The organism is Pseudomonas sp. Snoq117.2 (genome assembly GCF_900110545.1).
GTDB classification, from domain to species: Bacteria; Pseudomonadota; Gammaproteobacteria; order Pseudomonadales; family Pseudomonadaceae; genus Chryseomonas; species Chryseomonas benzopyrenica.
Map to the genome: position 1 here is coordinate 188,098 of NZ_FOED01000003.1, position 25,097 is coordinate 213,194.

The following is a 25,097-nucleotide window of genomic DNA, read 5'->3' on the forward strand; positions in this document are numbered from 1 at the left end:
GGAGCAGTCGAGCCTACCGATCTCTGCCCCCGGTCGCCATACTGGCCAGTATCTCCGCCGCCTAGGACACCCCATGCATCACCCCCATCTGCTGTTCGATCTCGATGGCACCCTCACCGATTCGCGCCTGGGCATCACCCGGGCGATCCAGGTGGCGCTGCGCGCCGAGGGTATCGAGGAGCCCGATCTGCGCCGGCTGGAGGTCTTCATCGGCCCGCCGCTGCTGCAGAGCTTCAGGACCCACTACGGCTTCGACGAGGCGCGGGCCTGGCGCGCGGTGGAAGCCTATCGGGGGTATTTTCGCGCCACCGGCCTCTATGAGAACGAGGTCTATGCGGGCATCCGTGAGTTGCTGGCCGAGCTGCAGGCGGCCGGGCGGCGGCTCTATCTGGTGACGGCCAAGCCGCGGGTGTTCGCCGTGGAGATCCTCAGACATTTCGCCCTGACGGAGTTCTTCACCGCCCTGCATGGCAGCGAGCTGGATGGCACCCGCACCGACAAGACCGAGCTGCTGCGTTTCGTGCTGGAAACCGAAGGCCTGGCGCCGGAGACCTGCCTGATGCTGGGTGACCGCGAGCACGACCTGATCGCCGCCCAGGCCAAAGGTGTGGCGGCGGTGGCCCTGGGCTATGGCTTCGGCAGTCGGGAAGAACTGGAACGCCACTGCCCTGACTTCCACTTCCACAGCGTGGCGGCCCTGCGCCAGGGCTTCGGCCTCTAGCGGCAGACGTCGACCTGCGCGGCAGTGGCCGGCAGGTCGCGGGCGGTAGGGCTTAGCCGCAGGTGGCGGTCTGTACCACCAGGCTGGCGCTGGTGGTGATGGTCAGCCGCTGGGAGTTGAAGTCCATGGTCATGGGGTCCTGCGGACGGACCACGCGGACGACCTGGGCACCGGCGCGCTGCCGGCCTTCTTCGGCCAGAGCCGGGGAGAGGGCCTGGCCGACCAGATCCTGGACCGCATCGGAATTGCAACGGCCACTGCTGCTGACGACACCGCTCGGGGCCGAGGAGGCCGCCGTCGGGCCGCTCTGGGTTTCGTGCGAGCCGCAACCCACCAGCAGGGTGAAGAGCGCGGCACCGGCCAGCAGGAGAGGGGTCTTGGAGCTCATGAGTTCGCCTTTTCGATCGTGAGAGAAGGAACCTTAACCCGTACGGGCCTCCTCATGGACCCCTCTAGGGTAGGCATTGTTACAAATCGCGAGTCAGGCGACGTTGATAGGCGCAGGTGACCAGTCGTCTCCCAGAGATAAAGTTAACAAATATAACGTTCGGTAATCGGCCAGATTCGGGTGGGATGGCTTGATCCATTTTTGGCATCGACCATCATCGAACCAGGGCCGCACGGCCTCTTACGGTGACGACAACAACAAAAAAGGAACACCCGCCATGTCAGCTCGCTATCCCACCGCCTTCCCTCCTGACGCTCGGCCGATCCGCGCCCGCTAGGCCCTGATCCCCGCGCCTCGCGGCGCCTTCCGCCTCTTTCGTCAGGACGGTCACCTCATGTCTCTTTCGCGCTCGCTTCCGGCCTGCGCACGGGCCCGCTCGTGCCTCGCCTTTGCCTCTCTCGCCTCCCTGCTAGCCAGCCAGGGCGCCTTGGCCGCGCCTTCCACTACCCTGGAAAGTGCCCGACCCAAGCCCCTCAACAGCCTGGAGACGGCGCGTCCTCTGCCGCCCGGGCCGCCGCGCTGGGCCGAGGACTATCGCTTCCTCGACGATCCGGCCAAGCGCACCGATGCCTTCGACGGGCTGCGCTACCAGCGCCTCGGCGATTCGGCCTGGCTGCAGACCGGCGGCGAGGCGCGCTATCGCTTCGACAGCATCCGCAATCCGGTCTTTGGCCGGCGTGGGGTGGATACCGATCACTACATTCAGCAGCGCCTGCAGCTGCACGCCGACCTGCACCTGTTCGACGACGCCGTGCGCGCCTTCATCCAGCTGGAAAACACCCGCGCCTGGAACAAGGCGCTCTACGGCCCCTACGACCAGAGCCGCACCGAACTGCACCAGGCCTTCATCGACCTCAACACGCCGCTGGCCGGTGGCAAGCTGATGACCCGCATCGGCCGCCAGGAGCTGGGCTACGGCAACCAGGCCTTCGTCACCTACCGCGACGCCCGCAACATCCGCCTCAACTTCGACGGTCTGCGCCTGGCCTGGAGTCGCCCGGACGGCTACCGGCTGGATGCCTTCGGCCTGAGGCCCGTGGTGACCGGCGAGGACAGCTTCGACGACGGCTCCAACAATGCGGTCAAGTTCTATGGCCTCTACGGCACCCTGCCGCTGGCCGGACCGCTCAAGCTCGATGTCTACGGCTTCCGCCTGGAGACCGATCAGCGCACCCTGGACGGTCTGACCGGCGCGGAAAAGCGCTACACCGCCGGCATTCGCCTGTTCGGCAACGCCGGTCCCTGGGACTGGAGCTGGGACCTGGCCGGGCAGGGCGGGCATCTGGCCGGGGCCCAGATCCGCGCCTGGGGCCTGAGCAGCGAAACCGGCTATCGCCTGGGCGGCGCCTGGAAGCCGCGTCTGGCCCTGCGGGTGGACGCCGCCAGTGGCGATCACGGCCTGGGCGACGACCGCGTCGGCACCTTCGATCCGCTCTATCCGAAGAATGGTTTCTATGGCGACTCCGGTCTCACTACCCTGGCCAACCTCTATCTGGTCGGCCCGCTGCTGACCCTGGCGCCGCGACCGACCCTGCAGCTGGAAAGCGGGCTGTTCGGCGTCTGGCGGCAGAGCACCGAAGACGGCGTCTACCTGCCGGGCATGACCACGGTGCCGGGCACCGCGGCCAGCTCGGCGCGCAAGGCCGGCACCCTCTGGCGCAACAACCTGCGCTGGATGCCCACCGCCAACCTGACCCTGGACCTGGAATACAGCTACTTCCAGGCCGGCGCCGCCGTGCGCCAGGCCGATGGCGACGACACCAGCTTCCTGATGGCCGCCACCACCTTCCGCTTCTGAGGAGCCCACCATGCGCCTGCTCTCGACCGCCCCGCCCGGGGCCCGCCTGACCCTGCTGCTGTGCTTTATCGTCGCCCTGCTGGAGGGCATGGACCTCCAGGCCATGGGCATCGCCGCCCCGGCCATGGCCAAGGCCTTCGGCTTCCAGCCGGGGCAGATGGGCCTGGTGTTCAGCGCCAGCATCCTCGGCCTGCTGCCCGGCGCCTTCATCGGCGGCTGGTGCGCCGATCGCATCGGCCGCAAGAAGGTGCTGATCGCCTGCGTGCTGATCTTCGGGGTCTTCTCGGTGGCCACCGCCCATGTCTGGAGTCTGGAGAGCCTGCTGCTGGCGCGGCTGCTCACCGGCATCGGCCTGGGCGGCGCCCTGCCCAATCTGATCGCCCTGTCCGCCGAGTCGGTGGACGAGCGCGCCCGCGCCACGGCGGTCAGCCTGATGTACTGCGGCGTGCCCCTGGGTGGCGCCCTGGCAGCGGTGGTGGGGCTGCTGGACGTCGGCCGCTGGCAGACGGTGTTCTATGTCGGCGGCCTGGCGCCGCTGCTGGTGGCGCCCCTGCTCGGACGCTACCTGGCGGAGACCGCCGGCTTTCTGCGCACGCGCGGTGGGCCTCAGGCAAGCGGGCCGCGCGGGGCCTGGCTGGGCGCCATCCCGCTGTCGACCACCCTGCTGCTGTGGCTGGGCTATTTCTTCACCCTCACGGTGATGTACATGCTGCTCAACTGGCTGCCGTCGCTGCTCGTGGGCCAGGGCTTCAGCCGCGGCCAGGCGGTGGGGGTGCAGATCCTCTTCAACCTGGGCGGCGGCATCGGCTCGGTGCTGTTCGGCCTGCTCATGGATCGCTGGCGGCCACGGCTGACGGTGCTGGCCATCTACCTGGGCATCCTGCTGGGTCTGGCCGGGCTGGGTCTGGCCAAGGCCTATCCGCTGGTGGCCCTGGCCGGTTTCGCCGCCGGGCTGTTCGTGGTCGGCGGCCAACTGGTGCTCTATGCCCTGGCGCCGCAGCTCTATCCGGCGGCGGTACGGGCGACCGGAACCGGTGCGGCGGTGGCAGTCGGGCGCCTGGGCGCCATGGCCGGACCGCTGCTGGCGGGCCAGGTCCTGGCCCTGGGCGGTGGCGCGGCAACCCTGGTGGTGGCCACCACCCCGGCGGTGCTGGTGGCCGCGGGCGCGGTGCTGGCCCTGCTGCAACGGCGGACGGCGGCGCCGGCGGCTACCGCCCGCGTGGAGGCTCCCGGTCATGCGTAGCCTGCTGCTGGTCACGTTGCTGATGCTGACCGGCCTGGCCCGCGCGGCCACGGCGGACGGCGATCCGGCCACCGCCACGCCGCCGCCGCTGCAGCTCGAACCCCTGGCGCGCTTCGAGGTAGCCCTCGACGCGCCGGTGTGGGAGCTGGGCCAGACCAGCGACCTGGGCAAGCGGCGCATCATCCCCATCACCGGCGGTCGCTTCGACGGCCAGCGCCTGCACGGCCGGATCCTCGACAACGGCGCCGACTGGCAGGTGGTGACCGCCGATGGCCTGGCCATCATCGACACCCGCTATCTGCTGCAGACCGACGATGGCGCGCTGATCTATCTGCAGACCAAGGGCTATCGCTACGGCCCGCCGGAGGTGATGCGCGAGCTGGCCGCCGGCAAGCCGGTGGACCCGCGGCGCTACTTCTTTCGCGTCACCCTGACCTTCGAGACCGCCGCTCCGGCCTATGCCTGGCTCAACCGCGCCCTAGGCGTGGGCAGCGCCATGCGCCTGGGCAAGGCGGTGGTCTACGACGCCTATCTGCTGCAATAGAGGAGTACCCGATGCCTACCGGAATGAGTGCGCTCTACGACGATGTCCTGCTGCTGGATGGTGTGCGCACGCCCTGGACCGATCTGAATGGCGCTCTGGGGCAGGTATCACCCACCGACCTGGGTATCGCCGTGGCCCGGGCGCTGCTGGCGCGCGGGCATGAGGCCGGGGCGGTGGACTCCGTGCTGGCCGGCTCGGTGGCCCAGGCCAGCTTCGATGCCTATCTGCTGCCACGCCATATCGGCCTCTATGCCGGGGTGTCCGAGGCGGTGCCGGCGCTGCAGGTGCAACGGGTCTGCGGCACCGGCCTGGAGCTGCTGCGCCAGGCCGGTGACCAGTTGCAGAGCGGCCAGGCCAGTCGGGTGCTGTGCGTGGCGGCCGAGTCCATGACCCGCAATCCCATCGCCGCCTACAGCCACCGCAGCGGCTTTCGCCTCGGCGCGCCGGTGGAATTCCACGACTTCCTCTGGGAGGCGCTCAAGGACCCGGCGGTCGGACTGGACATGATCGCCACCGCGGAGCGCCTGGCGCAGCGCCATGGCATTGCTCGCGAGGCTGTGGATGCCTGGGCGCTGCGCAGTTTCGAGCGCGCCCTGGCGGCCCAGCGCCAGGGCTGGTTCGCGGCAGAGATCGTGCCGGTGGCGGCGGCGCGCTTCGAGGCCGAGGGCCTGGCGCCGCGGGAGTTGCGCCTGCCGCGGGGCTTCGCGGTGGTCGAGCATGACAGCCATCCGCGCGAGACGTCGCCGGAGGCCCTGGCGCGGCTGACGCCGGTACATCCGGGCGGCGTCCAGACCGCCGGCAACAGCTGCGCGGTGGCCGACGGCGCCGCCGCCGTGCTGCTGGCGCGGGGCGCGGACACCGCGTCGGAACGGGCGTTGGCCTGGGTGCGGGGTAGCTGCGTGGTCGGGGTGCCGCCGGACGTCATGGGCAGCGGGCCGGTACCGGCCATCCAGGGCCTGCTCGACCGCGCCGGCCTGACCCTGGACGCCATCGACCGCCTGGAGATCAACGAAGCCCAGGGCGCCCAGCTGCTGGCGGTGCAGCAGGCCCTGGAGCTGGATCCGGCGCGCCTCAATGTGCACGGCGGCGCCATCGCCCTGGGTCATCCGCTGGCCGCCACCGGGCTGCGCCTGGCCATCACCCTGGCGCGTCAGTTGCGCGCCGAGGGGCTCAGGTATGGCGTGGCGGCGGTGTGCATTGGTGGCGGGCAGGGGATGGCGGTGTTGCTGGAGAATCCGGGGTGGCGAGGGTGCTAAGGCGTAGGGTTGGCCAGGGCGTGTTGGGCTTCGCAGGGCTCAGCCCAACCTACGAAGCCTCCGCCGGGGTCACGACCAGGGGCGGGAAATGGATGGCCACGCGCAGGCCGTGGCCGCCGGTGGCGGTGGCCAGTTCGATGCCGGCGTCGTGGGCGGTGGCGATGTCGCGGACGATGGCCAGCCCCAGACCCGTGCCGTGGATGCCGCTGTCGAGGCGATAGAAGCGCTCGAAGATGCGTTCGCGCTCCGCCTCGGGAATGCCCGGACCGTCGTCTTCCACCTCCAGTACCGTCGCTCCGGCCTGGCCGCGCAGCCGCACCGTGACCTGACCGCCGCGTGGGGTGTATCTGAGGGCGTTGTCGACCAGGTTGTCGAGCAGGTCGCGCAGCTGAAAGGCGTTGCCCTGCACGGTCTGCGGCTCCAGTTCGTAGCCCAGGTCGATGCCGTGGCCATCGGCCTGGGACAGCTGGCTGGGCATGGCTGCGCCGATCAGCTCGTCCAGCCGCAGGGGTTCGCGTGGCGGACTTTCCAGGCGTGCGGTGGCGGCGCGGGCCAGGGTCAGCAACTGGTTGGTCTGGCGGGTCATGCGCTCGGTGGCGGCCTGGAGCTGCGCCAGGGCCGCGGCGCTTTCGGCATCGCCGGCATGGCGCTGGCGCAGCCACTGGGTCAGGGTGCTGATGCCGGCCAGCGGGGTGCGCAACTGGTGCGCCATGTCATCGAGAAAGGCGCGCTGGTTGCGTGCGCCCTCGCGGATGCGCAGCAGCAGGCCGTTGAGCGCGGTGACGAAGGTGCCCAGTTCGCGAGGCGCACCCTCTTCGCGCAGTGGCGCCAGGTCATCGTAGTGGCGGCTGTCGAGCTGGCGCTCCAGCCGTTCCAGGGGCTTGAGGCCCCGGCGCACCGCCCAGAGCAACTGGGCGGCGATGAGCAGGGCGACCAGGATCTGCACCGCCACCAGGGTCAGCACCATGCGCTGCAGGGCGGCGGTGTGGCGACTCAGGGTCTGGGCCACGCTGGCCACCACCGGTCGCCCGGCTACCGTGCCGAGGCGGCCGACCATGAACACCGAGCGGTCGTTGATGCGGGTGCGCAGGGCGGTGGTATGGCCGTCGCGCATCTCGTCGGTGATCTCCTGGACGGGCATGGCCTCATCGCCGAACAGCAGCTGGCCATCGAGGGTGCGGACCGCCAGCCAGACGTGGTCATGACTGTTATGGCGCAGCAGGTAGTCGGCTTCCGTCGGCAGCCACAGGCGGCCGTTGCCATCCACCTCCAGTTGTTCGAGCAGCAGGATCACCGCATCGGTGAGATCGCCGTCCAGGGCGCTGAACGCCGGTTTGCGGGCGAACTGATAGCTGACCACCGCGCCGGCGAGGTTCACCAGGAGCACCGGCAGCACCAGCCACTTGAGCAGCCGCCGGCGCAGGCTGGGCGCGGTGGCGGTCATGGCGCGGCTTCTTCCAGGCGATAGCCGAAGCCGCGCACGGTACGGATGCCGACCCCGGAGTCGGCCAGTTTCAGCCGTAGCCGCGAGACATAGACCTCCACGGCGTTGTGGGTCAGGTCCTCGCTGCCCCAGGGGGCCAGGGCGTCGATGATCTGCTGCTTGGAGACCACCTTGCCGGCCTGGCGCAGCAGGTGTTCGAGCACCGCCCACTCGCGGGCCGAGAGATCCAGTGAGGTGTCGCCAAGGCGCGCCTGGTGGGCGGCGGTGTCCAGTCGCAGGGCGCCAAGGGTGAGGTCGGCGCTGTTCTGGCCACCGGCGCGACGGACCAGCGCCTTGATCCGCGCCACCAGCTCGGGCACGGCGAAGGGCTTGACCAGGTAGTCGTCGGCGCCCACCTCGAAGCCATGTACCCGGTCGTCGATGGCGTCGCGGGCGGTGAGCAGCAGCACCGGCTGATCGCTGCCACGCTGGCGCAGACGGCGGACCACCTCGAAGCCGTCCAGGCCACCGGGCAGGCCGATGTCCAGCACCACCACGGCGAAGCGGGTGGTGCGCAGCCAGGCGTCGGCCTCGGCGCCGGTGCGCAGGAGGTCGACCTGCATGCCATGGCCTTCCAGGACGCGGCGGATACCGTCGGCCAGGGTGGCGTCATCTTCGACGAGCAGGATGTGCATGTAGGGTCCTTGGATTCAACGCGGTTCGGTCGCCGTGCCGCCGATTATGCACAGGCTCTCAGCGCGGCAGGGTGCAGAAATCGCCCAGCGCCCGCACCAGGGCCAGGCGGTGGAGATCATCGGGGCGCGCGGCGGCGAGATGGGCGGCGAGGGCGCGATCCAGCTGCGCCGGGCAGTCCGCGGCGGCGCGCAATTCGCCGGTGGCGGCGAGACCGCCGAGCAGCCTGGCCTGGAGTTCGTTCAGCTGGGTCCTGAGTGCCGTGAGGTCCGTCGTGCTGGCGGGCAGCGGCTGTTCGTTGCGCCGCCAGGCCTGCAGCAGGCCGTATTGCACCAGCTTGTTGGCTTCCATCTGGGCGGCGAAAAAGATCTGGGCGGTGGCCGGGGAGACGGCGGCGCCAGGCGCGGCCTGAGCGACGTCCTGCAGCACCTGGCGTTCGCGTGTTTCGTCCAGCACCGGCTTGCCGCTGTCGTGCTTGCTGCGGGCCACCTGATCGGCCAGCGTCAGGCGCTGGGCCATGGCGTCCAGCAGGGCCGGCAGCGGTGCCGGCGCGGCCTGGGCGCCGAGGGCGAGACTCAACAACGGCAAGGCGAGCCAGCGAATACCCGACATGACGGACCTCCAGGGCAGGGGAAGGGCACCGAAGCTCGCATGGGCCAGCGGGGTGGTCAAGATTAGCGGGGCAGGGCGGTGTGGCTTTCGTAGGTTGGGTTGAGACGGCCCCATCGTCGAAGCCCAACACGGCGGCGTCGAGCGCAGGTCGGGTTCGAGCGGAGCGGCGCCCTCACCCCACCCCTCTCCCCAGGGGAGAGGGGGCAGAGCGGCGTGGGTGGCGTGCCTCTTGGATGAGGCTAGGCCTCCTGCGTCGCCCGTACCTCGGCGGTCAGGGCCTGGAGGCGGGCGTCGAGGGCGCTCAGGGCGCCGGCGTCGGCGGCGGTGTCCAGGCTCAGGCGCAGGGCGGCCAGCACCAGCAGCTCGATGGCATCACCGCGGCGGCGGTCGCCCTGGATGGCGACCAGTTCGTCGCGCAGGCGGGCGGCGGCCTGTTGCAGGGCGGCGCGGTCGCCTTCGGCCACCTTGAAGCGGTAGCGGCGACCGAGCACCTCCACCTCGTCGTCGGCGCCCGCGTTAGCGGTCTTCACTCGACGCTGGCCGCGTGGCGCTGCTCGGCGTCGGCGGCTACGGTCTGCTCCACCGACTGCGCGGAGAGCAGGGCCAGCAGGCCTTCCACGCGCTGGCGGGTGCTGGCGCCGTGTTCTTCCTGCTCCAGCAGACTCAGTTGCAGGGTGTCGTTTTCCTCGCGCGCGGCCAGCAGGGCCTGCTCCAGTTCCTGGGTGCGGGCGGTCAGGCGCTGGTTGCGCTGCAGCAGGTCGCGGATGGCGGTTTCCAGTTCGCTCAGGGTGTTGTCCAGCATGGGCGCGGTCGTCTCTCGTGTCAGGTTCGGGACTGCCAGGGAGGCAGGGGTCAGCATTCTAGGCCTCTCACCGACCACCGGCACCCCATTCGTCGTGGGCTAAGCCCTTGTTTTGCCAAGAGGTTCACGGGGGTGGTCAGTGAGCTGACCGGCTGTCAGGCAGTTGTCAGGTTGCGCTAAGGGGGCCGTAAGGCAAGACGCCTTAGCCTGGGCTCATCGCGTCGGCTGTCCTGTCCCGGCGCCCCTCGCTTCGGATGAGCCGCCATGACCGATCTGTCCCAGAGCACCGCCCCGCGTCAGCTGGACGAGCCTTTCCTGCCGTTCTCCCGGCCCAGCATCGGCGCCGAGGAAGTAGCCGCGGTGAGCCAGGTGCTGACCTCGGGCTGGATCACCACCGGGCCCCAGGCCAACCTGCTGGAAGAGCGCTTCGCCGATTCGGTGGGCGCCGCCCACGCCGTGGCCCTGTGCTCGGCCACCGCCGCCATGCACGTGACCCTGCTGGCGCTGGACATCGGCCCCGGTGACGAGGTGATCACCCCCTCGCTGACCTGGGTCTCCACCGCCAACATGATCACCCTGATCGGCGCCACCCCGGTGTTCGTCGACGTCGACCGCGACACCTTGATGGTCTCCGCCGAGCAGGTGGCCGCCGCCATCACCCCGCGCACCAAGGCCATCGTGCCGGTGCACTACGCCGGCGCCAGCTGCGACCTGACCCCGCTGCGCGCCCTGGCCCGCGAGCATGGCGTGGCGCTGATCGAAGACGCCGCCCACGCCGTCGGCACCCGCTACCAGGGCGAGCCCATCGGCCAGCGCGGCACCGCCATCTTCAGCTTTCACGCCATCAAGAATCTGACCTGCGCCGAAGGCGGCATGCTGGTGACCGACGACGCCACCCTGGCCGAACGGGTGCGCCGGCTGAAATTCCACGGCCTGGCGGTGGATGCCTTCGACCGCCAGACCCTGGGCCGCAAGCCCCAGGCCCAGGTGCAGGAACCCGGCTTCAAGTACAACCTCTCGGACATCCACGCCGCCCTGGCCCTGGTGCAGCTGGATCGCCTGGGCGACATCAACAGCCGTCGCCGGCTGCTGGCCCAGGCCTACACCCAGCGCCTGGCCCAGCTGCCGGTCGCGCCCCTGGCGCTGCCCGACTACGCCCAGACCCACGCCTGGCACCTCTACATCCTGCGCATCTGCCCCGAGCGTTGCGGGCTGGAGCGCGAAGCCTTCATGGCCGGCCTCAAGGCGCGCGGCATCGGCACTGGCATCCATTTCACCGCCACCCACCTGCACCCCTGGTACCGCGAGCGCTGGCCGGAGCTGGCGCTGCCCAACAGCGAATGGAATTCGGCCCGGCTGTGCTCCATCCCGCTGTTTCCCGACATGACCCTCGCCGACGTCGACCGCGTGGTCGGCGCCATCGAAGACCTGCTGGAGAAAGGCGCATGAAGCCCTATGCCATCGACCGGGTATCCGTGGTGATCCCCGTCTACAACGAAGAAGCCAGCCTGCCGGAACTGCTGCGCCGCACCCGCGCCGCCTGCCGCCTGCTGGATTGCCAGGTGGAGATCATCCTGGTCGACGACGGCAGCCGCGACCGCAGCGCCGAACTGCTGCAGCAGGCCGCCAGCGAGCCGGACAGCCCGGTCGTGGCGGTGCTGCTCAATCGCAACTACGGCCAGCACTCGGCGATCCTCGCCGGCTTCGAGCAGGCCCGCGGCGATCTGATCATCACCCTGGACGCCGATCTGCAGAATCCGCCGGAAGAGATCCCGCGCCTGGTGCACACCGCCGCCCAGGGCTACGACGTGGTCGGCACCGTGCGCCAGCAGCGCCAGGACTCCTACCTGCGCACCCTGCCGTCGCGGCTGATCAATCGCGCCGTGCAGCGTTCCACCGGCGTCGCCATGCGCGACTACGGCTGCATGCTGCGCGCCTATCGCCGCCAGGTGGTGCAGTCGATGCTGGCTTGCCACGAGCGCAGTACCTTCATCCCGATTCTGGCCAACAGCTTCGCCCGCCACACCACCGAGATCGAGGTGGCCCACGCCGAGCGCGAACACGGGGATTCCAAGTACGGCTTCCTCAAGCTGATCAACCTGATGTTCGACCTGCTGACCTGCATGACCACCACCCCGCTGCGCATGCTCAGCCTGTTCGGCGGTGGCCTGGCCATCTTCGGTTTCCTCTTCGCCGCGCTGCTGCTGGTGCTGCGCGTCACCCACGGCGCCGAGTGGGCGGCCGACGGTGTGTTCTCGCTGTTCGCCGTGCTGTTCATCTTTACCGGCGCCCAGTTCGTCGGCCTCGGTCTGCTCGGCGAGTACCTCGGCCGGGTGTACCACGACGTCCGTGCCCGGCCCCGGTTCCACGTGGAACAAGTGATCCGCGCCGCCACCCTTTCTCCTTCGCCGGCGCCGCTGCGCCAGGTCCAGTAACAGGAAAGCCCCTGATGAAAACCGCCATCGTCTTCGCCTACCACGACATCGGCTGCGCCGGCCTCGCCGCGCTGATCCAGGCCGGCTATCCCATCGCCGCCGTCTTCACCCACCCGGATGACCCGAGCGAGAACCGCTTCTTCGGTTCGGTGGCCCAGCTCTGCGCCCGCCACGGCATCCCGGTGCACGCGCCGGAAGACGTCAACCACCCGATTTGGGTCGAGCGCATCCGCGCCCTGGAGCCGGATTTCATCTTCTCCTTCTACTACCGCAACCTGCTGTCCAACGACGTCCTGGCCTGCGCCAAGCGCGGCGCCTACAACCTGCACGGTTCGCTGCTGCCGCGCTATCGCGGTCGCGCCCCGGCCAACTGGGTGCTGGTCAACGGCGAGACTGAGACCGGCGTGACCCTGCACCGCATGGTCCAGCGCGCCGACGCCGGCGCCATCGTCGCCCAGCAGCGCGTCGCCATCGCCGCCGACGACACCGCCCTGACCCTGCACGCCAAGCTGCGCGAAGCCAGCCAGATGCTCCTGCGCGACAGCCTGCCGGCCCTGGCCGAAGGCCAGCTGACCGAGCGCGAGCAGGACGAAAGCCAGGCCACCACCTTTGGCCGCCGCAGCGCCGCCGATGGCGAGCTGGAGTGGAGTCGTCCGGCCGCCGAACTGGGCAACCTGGTGCGCGCCGTGACCCAACCCTATCCGGGCGCCTTCGGCTGGATCGGTGATCGCAAGCTGATCGTCTGGAGCGCCCTGGCCCGCCAGCAAGCCCATGATCAGGCCCCCGGCAGCGTGCTGAGCCTGGAGCCGCTGCGCATCGCCTGTGGCGAGGGCGTCCTGGAAATCCAGGCCGGCCAGCTGGGCGACAACGGCCTCTATCTGTCCGGTCCGCAACTGGCCCGCGAAGCCGGCCTGGTGGCCGGTGCCCGCCTGCATCGCCAGGATCGCCGCGCCAAGCGCCGTACCCGGGTGCTGATCCTGGGCGTCAATGGCTTCATCGGCAACCACCTCTCCGAGCGCCTGCTGGCCGACGGCGAGTACGAGGTCTATGGCCTGGACATCGGCTCCGACGCCATCGAGCGGCTCAAGGCCGATCCGAATTTCCACTATGTGGAAGGCGACATCTCCATCCACACCGAGTGGCTGGAATACCACATCAAGAAGTGCGACGTGGTGCTGCCGCTGGTGGCCATCGCTACCCCCATCGAATACACCCGCAATCCGCTGCGCGTGTTCGAACTGGACTTCGAGGAAAACCTCAAGATCGTTCGCCACTGCGTGAAGTACGGAAAGCGCGTGATCTTCCCGTCCACCTCCGAGGTGTACGGCATGTGCCAGGACGAGCGCTTCGACGAAGACCGCTCCAACCTGGTGGTCGGCCCGATCAACAAGCAGCGCTGGATCTACTCGGTCTCCAAGCAGCTGCTCGACCGGGTCATCTGGGCCTACGGCGCCAAAGGCCTGAAATTCACCCTGTTCCGCCCGTTCAACTGGATGGGTCCGCGTCTGGATCGTCTGGACTCGGCGCGCATCGGCAGCTCCCGCGCCATCACCCAGCTGATCCTCAACCTGGTGGAAGGCACCCCGATCAAGCTGGTCGACGGTGGCGCCCAGAAGCGCTGCTTCACCGACGTCGACGACGGCATCGAGGCGCTGTTCCGCATCATCGAGAACAAGGGCGGTCGCTGCGACGGCCAGATCGTCAACATCGGCAACCCGGACAACGAAGCGAGCATTCGCGAGCTGGCCGAAGAGCTGCTGGCCCAGTTCGAGGCCCATCCGCTGCGTCATGAATTCCCGCCCTTCGCCGGCTTCCGCGAGGTGGAGAGCAAGAGCTTCTACGGTGACGGCTACCAGGACGTGGCCCACCGCAAGCCCAGCGTGGAAAACGCCCGCCGCCTGATCGACTGGCAGCCGACCACCGCCATGGCCGCCACCGTCGGCAAGACGCTGGACTTCTTCCTGCGCGAAGCCCTGGCGCAGCGGGAGGCCTGATGAAAGCCCTGATCCCGGCCAGCCTGCGCATCGACGTGGACACCTATCGCGGCACCCGCGAAGGGGTACCGCGGCTGCTCGACCTGCTGGACGAGGCCGGGGTCAAGGCCACCTTCTTCTTCAGCGTCGGGCCGGACAACATGGGGCGCCACCTCTGGCGCCTGGTGAAGCCCACCTTCCTATGGAAGATGCTCCGCTCCAAGGCCGCCAGCCTCTATGGCTGGGACATCCTGCTGGCCGGCACCGCCTGGCCGGGTCGCCCCATCGGGCGCGACCTCGGTCACCTGATGCGCGAGACCCGCGCCCGCGGCCACGAGGTCGGCTTGCACGCCTGGGACCACCACGCCTGGCAGGCGCATACCGGCAGCTGGAGCCTGGAGCGCCTGGGCGCGGAATTCGGCCGTGGCCTGCAGGCCCTGGAAGACATCCTCGGCGCCAGGGTCGACTGCTCCGCCGCCGCCGGCTGGCGCGCCGATCCGCGCGTGGTACTGGCCAAGGAAGCCTTCGGTCTCCGTTACAACAGCGATTGCCGCGGCAGTGCGCTGTTTCGCCCGCGGCTGGGTAACGGCAGCCACGGCACCCCCCAGGTGCCGGTGGACATGCCGACCTTCGACGAGGTGGTCGGCCCGGAGTTGGCCGCCGGTGACTGGAACAGCTACCTGCTCAAGCGCTTCCGTCCGGGGGCGCTCAACGTCTACACCCTGCACGCCGAGGTGGAAGGCATCGCCTTCGCCGAGGACTTCCGCGCCCTGCTCAAGGCCGCGCGGGAGGAGGGCATCCTGTTCCTGACCCTGGGCGACCGCCTGCCGGCCGATCCGCGCCAATTGCCCGCGGGCAACCTGGTGCGTGGCAGCCTGGCCGGCCGCCAGGGCTGGCTGGGCGTGCAGGCATGAGTCGGCGCCGCCTGTGGATGCTGCTGCCGCTGGCGCTGCTGGCCTATGCCCTGCCGCTGGCCTGGCGCGGCCTGTGGATTCCGGACGAGTCGCGCTATGCGCAGATCGCCCAGGAACTCTGGCGGCGTGGCGACTGGGTGGTGCCGCACTTCCTCGGCCTGCCCTATTTCGAGAAGCCCATCGGCGGCTACTGGACCCAGGCCATCGCCCAGGCCTGGCTCGGTGACTCGCTGTTCAGCGTGCGCCTGGTGCCGCTGCTGGCCAGTCTGGCCACCGCCGCCCTGGTGGTGCGCCTGACCCGGCTGATCTGGCAGGACCGCCCGCTGGCGCTGCTCGCCGGGGTGGTCTATCTCTCCTGCGTGGCCGTGGCGGGGTTGGCCACCTACGTGACCCTCGACGCCCAGTTCGCCTTCTGGATGGCCCTGGCGCTGCTCGCCCTCTGGCAGGCCCAGGCCGCCGAGACCCGCGGCGCGGCGTTGGTGCAATGGGCGCTGCTGGGGCTGGCCTGTGGCTGCGGCCTGCTGACCAAGGGCTTTCTCGCCCTGGTGCTGCCGGTGCTGGTGGCCGTGCCCTTCTTCCTCTGGCAGCGGCGCCTGGGCGAGTTGCTCTGCCGCGGTCCCCTGGCGGTGCTGGTGGCGATCCTGGTGGTGGCCCCCTGGGCGCTGCTGGTGGCCCAGCGCGATGCGGATTTCTGGAATTTCTTCTTCTGGCACGAGCACATCCAGCGCTTCGCCGGCCAGGATGCCCAGCACGAGCGGCCGTTCTGGTTCTATGGCCCGGTGCTGCTGCTGGCCATCCTGCCCTGGGCCGGCCTGCTACCGCGTACCCTGGGCCGGACTTGGCAGGAGCGCCGCCATGCCGGTACCGCCTTCCTCGGCATCGCCGTGGTCGGCCAGCTGCTGTTCTTCAGCTTCAGCCGCGGCAAGCTGCCCACCTACCTGCTGCCGACCCTGGCCGCTCTGGTGCCGCTGCTGGCGCGCACCCTGCTGGAGGCGGGCCGCCGCGGCGCCACCGGCGCCCTGCGGCTGAACGGCCTGTGCAATCTGCTGCTGGGCCTGGCCGGCCTTGCCGCCCTGCTGATCTATGGCGGTCGCCTCTATGAGAGCGGCGAAGGCCTGACCCGCGCCCTGGCCCTGCTGGCGCCCCTGGCGCTGCTGCTGGCCGGTCTGGCCGCCCTGGTCTGGCCACGGCGCACCCAGCTGGCGCCGGCCCTGGCGCTCTGGGTGCTGCTACCGCTGCTGTCCATCGCCCTGCCCAACGGCCTGGTCGACAACAAGCTGCCGAGCACCTTCATCCAGGCCCAGCTCGGTCATTTCAAGAATGCCGGCCTGCTGGTCAGCAACGACCTCGGCGTGGCCGCCAGCCTGGCCTGGGCCACCCACCGCGACGACGTGGTGCTGGTCGGCGGTCCAGGCGAACTCAAGTACGGCTTCGCCCGCGAGCCGGCCAGCGGCCGGCTGATCGAAGAGCACGACCTGGCCGCCTGGCTCGCCGCCCATCGCGACCAGGGTCCGGTGGCCATCCTCCTGCGGGTCGACGGCCCCAGCGATCGCCAGCTGCTCGACAGCCTGCCCGAGCCCGGCGAGAGCATCGCCAGCGAGCGCCTGGTGCTGCTGGTCTATCCGAGGCCGACGCCATGACCGCCCTCGACGGCCTGCTGATCGCCGTGGTGATCGGCCTCACCAGCGCCGGCCAACTGGGCCAGAAGCGCGCGGTGGCCGCCGGCAACGCCCTGGCCGCGCGACTGCGCTCGCCCTGGCTGTGGGGCGCCCTGGTCTGCCTGGGCCTGGCCCTGCTGGTCTGGTGCGCGGTGCTGCAGCGGGTGCCGGTGGGCGTCGCCTATCCCTTGCTCTCGCTCAACACCCTGGCGGTGACCCTGCTGGCGCGCCTGGTGTTCGGCGAGGTGGTGGACGCCTGCGCCTGGTGTGGCTGCCTGTGCATCGTCGCCGGCGCCGCGCTGCTGGGGGGCCAGCTATGAACGGCCTGTTGCCCCTCGGCCTGAGCATCCTGCTCACCACCCTGGCGCAACTCGCCCTGCGCGCGGCCCTGGTGCGGCTGCCGGCCATGGCCAGCTGGGTCGGCGCGCCCGCGGCGCTGCTGAGTACGGCCGGGCTGCTGCTGGCCCTGGGCATCCTCTGCTACGGCCTGTCGCTGCTGGCCTGGCTGGCCGCCCTGGCGCGCCTGCCGCTGGGCCGCGCCTATGCGGCGCTCGGCCTCTCCTACGTCTTCGTCCACCTCGGCGCGGCCTGGCTGCCAGGCGCCGCCGAATCCTTCACTCCCTGGAAAACCCTGGGCGTCGCGCTGGTCGTGGCCGGTGTCGCCCTCGTCGGCGGGCCTCGCGCCAGCGCCGCTCCCACCCTGAGGAATACCCTATGAACATCAGCGTTTTCGGCATCGGCTACGTGGGTCTGGTGCAAGCCGCCGTGCTGGCGGAAGTCGGCCACCAGGTGGTGTGCATGGACATCGACCGCGCCAAGATCGACAAGCTCAAGCGCGGCGAGGTGACCCTCTATGAGCCGGGTCTGGAAGAGCTGGTGCGCAGCAACCTGGCCGCCGGCCGCCTGGTGTTCACCCACGAGGCCGCCGAAGCCGTGGCCCATGGTGCCGTGCAGTTCATCGCCGTGGGCACCCCGCCGGCCGCCGACGGCTCGGCCGATCTGTCCGCCGTCTTCGCCGTGGCCGAGACCATCGCCCGCCTGCGTCGCGAGCCGCTGATCGGCCAGCCGGTCTCCCGCGATCCGCTGCTGGTGGTGAACAAGTCCACCGTGCCGGTGGGCACCGGCGACCGCGTCCGCGCGCTGATCCACGAGGTGCTCGCCGAAGAGGGCCGCACCCTGCACGTGGAGGTGGTCTCCAACCCGGAATTCCTCAAGGAAGGCGCCGCCATCGCCGACTGCAAGAAACCCGATCGCATCGTGGTGGGCACCGACTCTCCGGTGGCCCGCGACGTGATGCGCGAACTCTATGCGCCCTTCAACCGCAACCATGACCGCATCCAGTGCATGGACCTGCGCAGCGCCGAGCTGGCCAAGTACGCCGCCAACAGCCTGCTGGCGGTCAAGATCAGCTTCATCAACCAGATCGCCGAACTGGCCGAGCACGTCGGCGCCGACATCGAGGCGGTGCGCCAGGCCATCGGCGCCGATCCGCGCATCGGCCACCACTTCATCTACCCGGGCTGCGGCTACGGCGGCTCCTGCTTCCCCAAGGACCTGCAGGCGCTGATCCGCACCGGCGAGGAAAACCAGGTGGAGCTGGACCTGCTGCGCGCCGTGGAAGCCATCAACGTGCGCCAGAAGACCAAGCTGTTCGAGCGCATCAACACCTACTTCGACGGTGACCTGCGCGGCCGCACCTTCGCCCTCTGGGGGCTGGCCTTCAAACCCAACACCGACGACATGCGCGATGCGCCCAGCCGGGTGCTGATGGAAGCCCTCTGGGCGGCCGGCGCCAAGGTGCGCGCCTTCGATCCGGTGGCCATGGCCGAGGCCCAGCGCCTCTATGGCCACGACGAGCGTCTGGCGCTGATGGGCACCCCCGAAGCCGCCCTGGCCGGCGCCGATGCCCTGGTCATCTGCACCGAGTGGCAGCAGTTCAAGGCGCCGGACTTCGATCTGATCGCCCGCCAGCTCAACCAGCCGCTGATCTTCGACGGGCGCAACCTGTTCGATCCCGAGCGCATGGAGCGTCGCGGCATCGAATACTTCGCCATCGGCCGTGGCGCCGCCCTGGGCGGTCCCCAGATCACCCGCCGCGTGGACGCCGCCTGATGGTCTCGCCCATGCCCCTGACCCCACGCAGCGCGCCCCTGGCCGCGCTGCCGGCGGCCAGTCGCCTGCGCCGCGAAAGCCTGCTGCTCGGGGTGGTCGCCACCCTGATGTTCACCCTCGGCATCTGGAGCCAGGCGCCCCAGGGCTTCGACGGCCGCTGGGCGGTCTTTCTCGGCGAGATGTTTCGCCATGGCCCGTCCTTTTTCGCCACCACCTACGGCCAGCCCTATCCGGACTATCCCGGCACCGCCACCTGGCTGAGCTGGCTGGCCGCGCGGGTGATCGGCGCGCCCAATCACCTGGCCAACGTGCTGCCCACCGCCCTGGCCTCGGCCGCGGTGCTGGCGCTGACCTATCGCCTGCTGGCCGACACCCGCCGCGCCTGGGCGCTGCTCACGGTGCTGCTGGTGGCCCTGACCCCGCAGTGGCTGGAAAAGGCCCGCGCGGTCTGCCTGGACCAGTTGGTCGCCCTGGTGGTGCTGCTCTGCTTCTACCTGCTCTACAGCGCCGACCGTGACGGTCGCCCGCTGCGCCGCCTGCTGGTGCTGCCGCTGTTCGCCCTGGGCTTCGCCATCCGTGGTCCGCTGGGCCTCATCGAGCCCTGCGGCGTGGTCTGCCTCTACTGGCTGGTGGTGGCCTGGGGCGAACCGGCCCGGCGCACCCTGGCCCTGCAGCGCCTGTTCGGCTATGGCCTGGCCGGTCTGGCGCTGCTCGCCCTCGGCTGGTGGACGCTGATCCAGCTCGCCCACCACGAGGGCGGGGCGGACTTCGCCGCCGAGGTCTGGCACATGCAGGTCACCGGCCGGCTGGACGAGAGCGGCAAGCCGTTCTGGTTCTATCTGCAGCTGGGGCTCTATCGCTATCTGCCGGTGCTGCCGCTGGCGCTGCTGGTGCTGGCGGCCGAGCGCCGCCGCCTGCTGGCCTGGCCGCACACCGCCCAGCGCCGCCTGCTGCTGGGCCTCGCCGGCAGCGGTCTGCTGATCCTGGTCGGGTTGTCCATCCCGCACTTCAAGCGCGCCTACTATGTGGTGCCCATGGTGCCCTTCCTGGCCGCCATCGCCGCCCATGGCCTCCTGCGCGCCGAGGGCTGGTTCCGCCGCATCGCGCCGGTCTACACCGCGCTGGTGCTGGCGCTGCCCGGGCTGGCGCTGGTGGCCATGCTGGTCTGTCGCCACCTCTGGCAGCGCCACGGCTACTGGCCGGATGTCTCCCTGGCGCTGCTGGTGCCGGCCTTCGTCCTGCTGCAGATCGCCGCCCTGGTCAGCTGGCGCCGGCTGGACGGCAGTCGCCGTCTGCTGACGCTGAGCGCCCTGGCGCTGGCCGCCCAGTGGCTGATGCTGGTCACGGTGGTGGAGCCGGCCCAGGACCTCCAGTACGACACCCGCGGCTTCGTCCAACAGGTGGAGGGTCTGCGCCAGCAGCAGCCGGGTCCCCTGGTGTTCTTCGGCCTCGGCCAGGACAGCTGGGCGATCCGCTACATGATGAACCTGGACCACGACGAGCAGCCGATCTTCATCGCCCGGCCGCAGGTCGCGGACCTGGCGCACCTGCCGTCCGGTGCCTGGATCATCCTGGCGCGCGACGACCGCGAGCTGCTGGCGGGCACCCCGCTGGCCGACCTGACTCCGGTGCTGGGTCGCCGCCTCAACGGCAATCCCTGCCTGGTGTATCGCCTGCCCTGAGGCCTCCGGAGCCGCTCGCCCTAGCGATCGGCTCCGGCTTCTCGGGAGAATTCCAGGATGCGGTTGCGCCCCTGCTCGGCGACCAGGTAATGACCGTCGTCGCGCGGGATCAGGGTCTGCGCCGAGCGCAGGTGCGAGAGCACCGTGACCAGGCGGCCGTCGGGCTGCACCAGCAGCACTCGGGCGCCGTGGGTGGCGTCTTCGGTGATCCACAGGCCATCGGCCGAACACTGCACGAAGCCCGGCGCGTCGAGACCCGAAGCGACCAGGGTATCGGTACCCTCGGGCTGCCACTGCTTGACCCAGCCCTTGGCCTTTTCGGTATAGAACAGCCGGCCATCCGGGCAGCGCGCCACCCCTTCGCCTTCTTCCAGGCCGTCGCGCAGCACCGCCAGGCGCCGCTGCAGCGGGTCGTAGCTGAGCAGGCGACCGCGCGGCAGGTCCTCGATGGCATAGAGGGTCTGGCCATCGGTGGCGACGCCCTCGACGTCGTTGCCGTCGAACAGGGCCTGGCGCTGGCCGTCGCGCAGGAGAAACACCGGCAGCGGTCCGCCTTCCTGGCTGACCACCAGACCGCCCTGGAACATCACCAGGCCATCGGGCTTGGACAACTCGCCCAGCACCGGCTGGCGCTCGCCATTGGGCAGCAGCCGCAGCAGGCTGCCGCGGCGACTGGAAAATTCCTGGGTCACGAACAGGCTGCCATCGGCGTCCAGGGCCAGGGCGCTGACCATGGGGATGTCGGCGGCGACTTCCCGATAGCGCCAGCCCTCGGCCGCACTGACCGGATGGAAATGCCGCCAGGCCGGATAGGCGAAGCCGGCGGCCAGCACGGCGACGCCCAGCGCCAGACCCTGGCGCCAGCCCAGGCGCGGAACACGACGCATGGCGATCTCTCTGTGGCTGAATGATGACCGGGCAGTCTAGCGGCCCGCGCGTGAAGAATCCGTCGCCGGCACCCCAGGTGAGGGGGCCGGCGGGGCGGAGCCTCAGGCGGTGAGGAAGGCTTCGGTCAGCTTGACCCAGTAGCGCGCGCCCACCGGCAGCAGGGCGTCGTTGAAGTCATAGGCCGGGTTGTGCAGGTTGGCGCTGGGGCCGTTGCCGACGAACAGGTAGCAACCGGGCACCTGTTGCAGCATGTAGGCGAAGTCCTCGCTGGCCGGGATGGGCGCGAAGGGGTGCAGGGCCTCGGCGCCAAAGTGCTCGACCGCCACCTGGCGGGCGAAGGCGGTGGGGCCGTCGTGGTTGACCAGCACCGGATAGCCGCGCTGGTAGTCCAGTTCGGCGGTGGCGCCAAAGCTTTCCGCCTGGGCCCGCACCAGGGCGCCGATGCGCTGCTCCAGCAGGTCGCGGGTGCTGTCCTGGAAGGCGCGGATGGTGAGCTTCATCTCCACCGCGTCGGGGATGACGTTGGAAGCCTCGCCGCCGTGGATGCTGCCCACGGTGATCACCGCCGTATCCAGCGGCGCCACGTTGCGCGAGACCACGGTCTGCAGCGCCATCACCGTGGCCGCGCTGGCGACGATGGGATCGACCGCCTTGTCCGGCACCGCGCCGTGGCCGCCCTGGCCGCGGATGCGCAGCAGGGCGGTGTCGGACGAGGCCATGGCGGCGCCGTCGACAAAGCAGAACTTGCCGGTGGGCACGCCGGGCATGTTGTGCAGGCCGAACACCTGGTCGCAGGGGAACAGCTCGAAGAGGCCGTCCTGCATCATCTTCAGGGCGCCGCCCAGGCCTTCCTCGGCCGGCTGGAAGATCAGGTGCAGGGTGCCGTCGAAGGCGCGGGTCTCGGCTAGGCAGCGGGCGGCGGTGAGCAGGGTGGTGGTGTGGCCGTCGTGACCGCAGGCGTGCATGCGCCCCGGGTGCTGGCTGGCGTAGTCGAGGCCGGTGGTTTCCAGGATCGGCAGGGCGTCCATGTCGGCGCGGATGCCCAGCACCTTGCTGCCGCTGCCGGCGCGCAGGGTGCCGACCACCCCGGTGCCGCCAAGCCCGCGATGGACCTCGTAGCCCCAGCCGGCGAGGGCGGCGGCCACCAGGTCGCTGGTGCGCTGTTCCTGGTAGCCCAGTTCGGGATGGCGGTGGATGTCGCGGCGCAGGGCGACCATGTCCGGCAGGTAGCCGGCGATATGACGGGCGGTGGCGTCTTGATCCGCAGCGGTGGCAAGGCTCATGGCGATCTCTCTCAATCCAGGTGGCGTTCGGGATAGCTCAGCAGTGCCAGCCATCCTATCAGCAGCATGCCGATCAGGTACCAGGCCGGGGCGAGCGGGCTGCCGGTCGCGCCGATCAGCCAGGTGGCGATGAACTGGGCGGTGCCGCCGAACAGGGTCACCGCCAGGGCGTAGGTCATGGCCAGGCCCGTGGCGCGCACCGGCCGCGGCAGACCGGCGAGGATCAGCAAGAGCCCGGCGGTCATGTTGACGCTCATGGCGGTGATCACCACGAAGCGGGCGGCAAAGGCCAGGCCCTGGGTGGTGGGATCGTTCAGCCAGACGAAGGCCGGGTAGATGCCCAGCAGGGCCACCGCCAGGCTGACCAGGGCCACCGGCTTGTAGCGCCCGAAGCGATCCAGCAGCAGCCCGGCGGCCAGGGCGGCGGCCATCTGCACGGCGCTGGAGGCCACCCCGGCCAGATAGGCGCTGGTGGCCGGCAGGCCGACGATGCGGGTCATGTAGGTGGGCATGTAGAACTGCATCAGGTAGGTCAGCAGGGTCGCCGACATCACGATCAACAGGCCCAGGCCGAAGCGCCGCGGATGCTCGCGCAGGAAGGCGCGCACCGGGCCGCCCTCGACCGTGCCGGCGCCGCTCCAGGTCTCGTCCACCTGGCGGCGGATATAGAGGCCGACCGGGATGATCAGCAGGCCGACCAGGAAGGGGATGCGCCAGCCCCAGGCATGCAGCTCGGCCTCGGACAGGCTGCGGGTGAGCAGGGCGCCCAGGCCGGCGCCGAGCAGGGCGCTGCCGCCCTGGCTGATCACCTGCCAGCTGACATGGAAGCCGCGCCGGCCGGGGCTGGCCGATTCCAGCAGCAGGGTGGTGGCGGCGCCGATCTCGCCGCCGGCGGAAAAGCCCTGCAGCAGGCGCCCCAGCAACAGGATCAGCGGCGCGGCGATGCCGATCTGGGCGTGGGTCGGGGTAAAGGCGATCAGGGCGCTGCCCAGGCCCATCAGCGAAATGGTCAGCAGCATGGCCTGCTTGCGCCCGTGGCGGTCGGCATAGGCGCCCAGCACCATGCTGCCCAGGGGGCGCATGACGAAGCCGACGCCAAAGACGCCAACCGCCATCAGCAGGGAGCCGTAGGGCGTATCCGACGGGAAATACAGCTGGCCGATGATGGCGGCGAAAAAGCTGAAGACGGTGAAGTCGAACATCTCCAGGCCGTTGCCGAGACTGGCTGCGGCGATCAGCTTGGCCCGCGAGGGCGGGGCGGTGGTTGCCTGAGCGGCCGGGGTGGAGGACGTCGGAAGAGCCTGGGCCATGGTGCGTTCCTCTGCACTGAGATGAATGCTTAGCTGTGCAAATGTTGGTCCGGTCCATCAAGGCCGCCAGCGAGAGCGATCAGGGCAGGTCCGAAGGCCAGGCCTGCGCCAGGGTGGTGCAGCGCAGGTCCTCTTGCAGCCTAGTCGAACCCGCCACCACGGCTGGCGGTCTCTCATAAATCCGTCACAATGCCCCGCTAAAGTGCCAGGTCGCGTCTGAGCGTCGCCGGCCCAGGCCCGTCTCCCATCCCCGCGAGGAATCCGGTATGGACATCAAAGGTCCGCTGACCGCTGTGGCGCTCGCCCTGGCGCTAGGTGGCACGACCGCTCGGGCCGAGGGCGTCGACCCGGCCATCCCCGACTACCAGAAGGTGAGCGGAATCTCCGGCAATCTGTCGAGCGTGGGCTCCGACACCCTGGCCAACCTGGTGACGCTCTGGGCCGAGAGCTACAAGCGCCAGTATCCCAATCTCAATATCCAGATCCAGGCGGCCGGCTCGTCCACCGCGCCGCCAGCGCTCACCGAAGGCACCGCCAGCATCGGCCCCATGAGTCGCAAGATGAAGGACGCCGAACTCCAGGCCTTCGAGCAGCGCTTCGGCTACCAGCCCACCGCGGTGCCGGTGGCCATCGATGCCCTGGCGATCTTCGTCAACAAGGACAATCCCCTGCGGCAGCTGACCCTGGAGCAGGTCGATGCGATCTTTTCCAGCACCCGGCTGTGCGGCGGTCCGCACGAGATCAAGACCTGGGGCGACCTGGGCCTGACCGGTGACTGGGCCAAGCGCCCGATCCAGAGATTCGGCCGCAATGCGGTATCGGGCACCTACGGCTACTTCAAGGAAGCGGCGCTGTGCCGTGGCGACTTCCGTGCCAACGTCAACGAGCAGCCCGGCTCGGCCTCGGTGGTCCAGGCCATCAGCCAGTCGCTGGGTGGCATCGGCTACTCCGGTATCGGCTACCAGACCGCCAGTGTCCACACCCTGGCGCTGGCCCGGCAAGGCACCACCGACTACGTCGAGGACAACCAGGAAAACACCCTGTCCGGGCGCTATCCGCTGGCGCGTTATCTCTACGTCTATGTCAACAAGGCGCCGAACCGCCCGCTCAATCCCCTGGAAGGGGAATTCCTGCGCCTGATCCTCTCGCGCAACGGTCAGGAGGCCGTGCTCAAGGACGGCTATATTCCCCTACCGGCCCCCGTGGTGCAGCAGGCGCTGAAGACGCTGGGTTACTGAGCGGCCGGCGCTCAACGCCCGCACTGGGCGGGGCGCCCCTGGCTGCCCATTCGCTGTAACCTTT

At 69.9% G+C, this 25,097-nt stretch carries 24 protein-coding genes; 15 read left to right on the plus strand and 9 right to left on the minus strand.

Going from position 1 to position 25,097, the window contains the following annotated elements:
• Window positions 1–73: 73 nt before the first annotated feature.
• Window positions 74–721 carry an HAD hydrolase-like protein gene (locus BMZ43_RS10310; protein ID WP_093253122.1) on the plus strand — a complete coding sequence of 216 codons (648 nt, stop codon included), beginning with the start codon at window positions 74–76 and terminating at the stop codon, window positions 719–721.
• A 52-nt stretch (window positions 722–773) separates the two neighbouring features.
• On the opposite strand, the gene BMZ43_RS10315 is transcribed toward BMZ43_RS10310, so the two are convergent.
• Window positions 774–1,109 (minus strand): I78 family peptidase inhibitor, encoded by a 336-nt coding sequence (locus tag BMZ43_RS10315; protein WP_093253128.1) that lies wholly within the window; start codon window positions 1,107–1,109, stop codon window positions 774–776.
• A gap of 394 nt (window positions 1,110–1,503) precedes the next feature.
• On the opposite strand from BMZ43_RS10315, the gene BMZ43_RS10320 reads away from it, so the two are divergent.
• The 4 genes from BMZ43_RS10320 to BMZ43_RS10335 are packed head-to-tail and all read left to right on the plus strand — an operon-like array spanning window position 1,504 to window position 6,010.
• Window positions 1,504–2,967: an alginate export family protein gene (locus BMZ43_RS10320; RefSeq protein ID WP_093253132.1), complete on the plus strand. Its 1,464-nt coding sequence runs from the start codon at window positions 1,504–1,506 to the stop codon at window positions 2,965–2,967.
• 10 nt (window positions 2,968–2,977) lie between these two features.
• Window positions 2,978–4,210: a 3-(3-hydroxy-phenyl)propionate transporter MhpT gene (gene mhpT, locus BMZ43_RS10325; protein ID WP_093253137.1), complete on the plus strand. Its 1,233-nt coding sequence runs from the start codon at window positions 2,978–2,980 to the stop codon at window positions 4,208–4,210.
• The gene (locus tag BMZ43_RS10330) at window positions 4,203–4,754 is read left to right on the plus strand and encodes a DUF3237 domain-containing protein (protein WP_093253140.1); all 552 of its coding nucleotides are present in this window, start codon (window positions 4,203–4,205) and stop codon (window positions 4,752–4,754) included. The genes mhpT and BMZ43_RS10330 overlap by 8 nt, the downstream gene beginning before the upstream one ends.
• A 23-nt stretch (window positions 4,755–4,777) precedes the next feature.
• The gene (locus BMZ43_RS10335) at window positions 4,778–6,010 is read left to right on the plus strand and encodes a thiolase family protein (RefSeq protein ID WP_093253144.1); all 1,233 of its coding nucleotides are present in this window, start codon (window positions 4,778–4,780) and stop codon (window positions 6,008–6,010) included.
• A 49-nt stretch (window positions 6,011–6,059) separates the two neighbouring features.
• Here the strand turns inward: BMZ43_RS10335 and BMZ43_RS10340 are convergent, their stop codons facing one another.
• The 5 genes from BMZ43_RS10340 to BMZ43_RS10360 form a co-directional block, all read right to left on the minus strand.
• Window positions 6,060–7,454, minus strand: a complete 1,395-nt coding sequence (locus BMZ43_RS10340; protein WP_093253147.1) for a sensor histidine kinase — start codon at window positions 7,452–7,454, stop codon at window positions 6,060–6,062.
• A complete protein-coding gene (locus tag BMZ43_RS10345) occupies window positions 7,451–8,128 on the minus strand; it encodes a response regulator transcription factor (protein ID WP_093253150.1) in 678 nt (225 codons plus the stop codon). Before BMZ43_RS10345 ends, BMZ43_RS10340 begins: the two co-directional genes overlap by 4 nt.
• Before the next feature lie 58 nt (window positions 8,129–8,186).
• A complete protein-coding gene (locus BMZ43_RS10350; protein ID WP_093253160.1) occupies window positions 8,187–8,738 on the minus strand; it encodes a chorismate mutase in 552 nt (183 codons plus the stop codon).
• A gap of 239 nt (window positions 8,739–8,977) precedes the next feature.
• On the minus strand, window positions 8,978–9,268 hold the full coding sequence (zapA, locus tag BMZ43_RS10355) for a cell division protein ZapA (protein ID WP_017639266.1): 291 nt from the start codon (window positions 9,266–9,268) through the stop codon (window positions 8,978–8,980).
• Complete coding sequence (locus tag BMZ43_RS10360) at window positions 9,265–9,597, minus strand: hypothetical protein (protein WP_256562919.1); 333 nt, start codon at window positions 9,595–9,597, stop codon at window positions 9,265–9,267. The genes zapA and BMZ43_RS10360 overlap by 4 nt, the downstream gene beginning before the upstream one ends.
• Window positions 9,598–9,840: 243 nt before the next feature.
• Here BMZ43_RS10360 and arnB point away from each other — a divergent pair, with 243 nt between their 5' ends.
• The 9 genes from arnB to BMZ43_RS10405 are packed head-to-tail and all read left to right on the plus strand — an operon-like array spanning window position 9,841 to window position 20,314.
• Window positions 9,841–10,989 (plus strand): UDP-4-amino-4-deoxy-L-arabinose aminotransferase, encoded by a 1,149-nt coding sequence (gene arnB, locus BMZ43_RS10365; protein WP_143075256.1) that lies wholly within the window; start codon window positions 9,841–9,843, stop codon window positions 10,987–10,989.
• Complete coding sequence (gene arnC, locus BMZ43_RS10370) at window positions 10,986–11,975, plus strand: undecaprenyl-phosphate 4-deoxy-4-formamido-L-arabinose transferase (protein ID WP_068384540.1); 990 nt, start codon at window positions 10,986–10,988, stop codon at window positions 11,973–11,975. The genes arnB and arnC overlap by 4 nt, the downstream gene beginning before the upstream one ends.
• A gap of 14 nt (window positions 11,976–11,989) precedes the next feature.
• Window positions 11,990–13,969, plus strand: coding sequence for a bifunctional UDP-4-amino-4-deoxy-L-arabinose formyltransferase/UDP-glucuronic acid oxidase ArnA (gene arnA, locus BMZ43_RS10375; protein WP_371913869.1), 1,980 nt, complete (start codon window positions 11,990–11,992; stop codon window positions 13,967–13,969).
• An 11-nt stretch (window positions 13,970–13,980) separates the two neighbouring features.
• Window positions 13,981–14,862, plus strand: a complete 882-nt coding sequence (gene arnD, locus BMZ43_RS10380) for a 4-deoxy-4-formamido-L-arabinose-phosphoundecaprenol deformylase (protein WP_058791270.1) — start codon at window positions 13,981–13,983, stop codon at window positions 14,860–14,862.
• Window positions 14,859–16,502 carry a lipid IV(A) 4-amino-4-deoxy-L-arabinosyltransferase gene (gene arnT, locus BMZ43_RS10385; protein ID WP_256562920.1) on the plus strand — a complete coding sequence of 548 codons (1,644 nt, stop codon included), beginning with the start codon at window positions 14,859–14,861 and terminating at the stop codon, window positions 16,500–16,502. Before arnD ends, arnT begins: the two co-directional genes overlap by 4 nt.
• Window positions 16,499–16,840, plus strand: coding sequence for an EamA family transporter (locus BMZ43_RS10390; protein WP_093253170.1), 342 nt, complete (start codon window positions 16,499–16,501; stop codon window positions 16,838–16,840). The genes arnT and BMZ43_RS10390 overlap by 4 nt, the downstream gene beginning before the upstream one ends.
• Complete coding sequence (arnF, locus tag BMZ43_RS10395; RefSeq protein ID WP_093253176.1) at window positions 16,837–17,238, plus strand: 4-amino-4-deoxy-L-arabinose-phosphoundecaprenol flippase subunit ArnF; 402 nt, start codon at window positions 16,837–16,839, stop codon at window positions 17,236–17,238. Before BMZ43_RS10390 ends, arnF begins: the two co-directional genes overlap by 4 nt.
• Window positions 17,235–18,632 carry a UDP-glucose dehydrogenase family protein gene (locus tag BMZ43_RS10400; protein ID WP_093253180.1) on the plus strand — a complete coding sequence of 466 codons (1,398 nt, stop codon included), beginning with the start codon at window positions 17,235–17,237 and terminating at the stop codon, window positions 18,630–18,632. Before arnF ends, BMZ43_RS10400 begins: the two co-directional genes overlap by 4 nt.
• A complete protein-coding gene (locus BMZ43_RS10405) occupies window positions 18,632–20,314 on the plus strand; it encodes a glycosyltransferase family 39 protein (RefSeq protein WP_093253190.1) in 1,683 nt (560 codons plus the stop codon). Before BMZ43_RS10400 ends, BMZ43_RS10405 begins: the two co-directional genes overlap by 1 nt.
• Window positions 20,315–20,334: 20 nt before the next feature.
• On the opposite strand, the gene BMZ43_RS10410 is transcribed toward BMZ43_RS10405, so the two are convergent.
• From BMZ43_RS10410 to BMZ43_RS10420, 3 genes are all read right to left on the minus strand, one after another.
• The gene (locus BMZ43_RS10410) at window positions 20,335–21,201 is read right to left on the minus strand and encodes an SMP-30/gluconolactonase/LRE family protein (protein ID WP_093253193.1); all 867 of its coding nucleotides are present in this window, start codon (window positions 21,199–21,201) and stop codon (window positions 20,335–20,337) included.
• Window positions 21,202–21,303: 102 nt separating this feature from the next.
• On the minus strand, window positions 21,304–22,485 hold the full coding sequence (locus BMZ43_RS10415; RefSeq protein ID WP_077171300.1) for a M20 aminoacylase family protein: 1,182 nt from the start codon (window positions 22,483–22,485) through the stop codon (window positions 21,304–21,306).
• A gap of 11 nt (window positions 22,486–22,496) precedes the next feature.
• Window positions 22,497–23,795 (minus strand): MFS transporter, encoded by a 1,299-nt coding sequence (locus tag BMZ43_RS10420; protein ID WP_093253196.1) that lies wholly within the window; start codon window positions 23,793–23,795, stop codon window positions 22,497–22,499.
• Window positions 23,796–24,061: 266 nt separating this feature from the next.
• Here BMZ43_RS10420 and BMZ43_RS10425 point away from each other — a divergent pair, with 266 nt between their 5' ends.
• Window positions 24,062–25,033 (plus strand): PstS family phosphate ABC transporter substrate-binding protein, encoded by a 972-nt coding sequence (locus BMZ43_RS10425; RefSeq protein ID WP_068384553.1) that lies wholly within the window; start codon window positions 24,062–24,064, stop codon window positions 25,031–25,033.
• Window positions 25,034–25,097: the final 64 nt, after the last annotated feature.

Bases quoted from the DNA above. Each gene is read 5' to 3' on its own strand.
- BMZ43_RS10310 (WP_093253122.1), top strand. From the start codon at position 74: ATGCATCACCCCCATCTGCTGTTCGATCTCGATGGCACCCTCACCGAT.
- BMZ43_RS10315 (WP_093253128.1), bottom strand. From the start codon at position 1,109: ATGAGCTCCAAGACCCCTCTCCTGCTGGCCGGTGCCGCGCTCTTCACC.
- BMZ43_RS10320 (WP_093253132.1), top strand. From the start codon at position 1,504: ATGTCTCTTTCGCGCTCGCTTCCGGCCTGCGCACGGGCCCGCTCGTGC.
- mhpT (WP_093253137.1), top strand. From the start codon at position 2,978: ATGCGCCTGCTCTCGACCGCCCCGCCCGGGGCCCGCCTGACCCTGCTG.
- BMZ43_RS10330 (WP_093253140.1), top strand. From the start codon at position 4,203: ATGCGTAGCCTGCTGCTGGTCACGTTGCTGATGCTGACCGGCCTGGCC.
- BMZ43_RS10335 (WP_093253144.1), top strand. From the start codon at position 4,778: ATGAGTGCGCTCTACGACGATGTCCTGCTGCTGGATGGTGTGCGCACG.
- BMZ43_RS10340 (WP_093253147.1), bottom strand. From the start codon at position 7,454: ATGACCGCCACCGCGCCCAGCCTGCGCCGGCGGCTGCTCAAGTGGCTG.
- BMZ43_RS10345 (WP_093253150.1), bottom strand. From the start codon at position 8,128: ATGCACATCCTGCTCGTCGAAGATGACGCCACCCTGGCCGACGGTATC.
- BMZ43_RS10350 (WP_093253160.1), bottom strand. From the start codon at position 8,738: ATGTCGGGTATTCGCTGGCTCGCCTTGCCGTTGTTGAGTCTCGCCCTC.
- BMZ43_RS10360 (WP_256562919.1), bottom strand. From the start codon at position 9,597: ATGCTGACCCCTGCCTCCCTGGCAGTCCCGAACCTGACACGAGAGACG.
- arnC (WP_068384540.1), top strand. From the start codon at position 10,986: ATGAAGCCCTATGCCATCGACCGGGTATCCGTGGTGATCCCCGTCTAC.
- arnA (WP_371913869.1), top strand. From the start codon at position 11,990: ATGAAAACCGCCATCGTCTTCGCCTACCACGACATCGGCTGCGCCGGC.
- arnT (WP_256562920.1), top strand. From the start codon at position 14,859: ATGAGTCGGCGCCGCCTGTGGATGCTGCTGCCGCTGGCGCTGCTGGCC.
- BMZ43_RS10390 (WP_093253170.1), top strand. From the start codon at position 16,499: ATGACCGCCCTCGACGGCCTGCTGATCGCCGTGGTGATCGGCCTCACC.
- arnF (WP_093253176.1), top strand. From the start codon at position 16,837: ATGAACGGCCTGTTGCCCCTCGGCCTGAGCATCCTGCTCACCACCCTG.
- BMZ43_RS10400 (WP_093253180.1), top strand. From the start codon at position 17,235: ATGAACATCAGCGTTTTCGGCATCGGCTACGTGGGTCTGGTGCAAGCC.
- BMZ43_RS10405 (WP_093253190.1), top strand. From the start codon at position 18,632: ATGGTCTCGCCCATGCCCCTGACCCCACGCAGCGCGCCCCTGGCCGCG.
- BMZ43_RS10410 (WP_093253193.1), bottom strand. From the start codon at position 21,201: ATGCGTCGTGTTCCGCGCCTGGGCTGGCGCCAGGGTCTGGCGCTGGGC.
- BMZ43_RS10415 (WP_077171300.1), bottom strand. From the start codon at position 22,485: ATGAGCCTTGCCACCGCTGCGGATCAAGACGCCACCGCCCGTCATATC.
- BMZ43_RS10420 (WP_093253196.1), bottom strand. From the start codon at position 23,795: ATGGCCCAGGCTCTTCCGACGTCCTCCACCCCGGCCGCTCAGGCAACC.
- BMZ43_RS10425 (WP_068384553.1), top strand. From the start codon at position 24,062: ATGGACATCAAAGGTCCGCTGACCGCTGTGGCGCTCGCCCTGGCGCTA.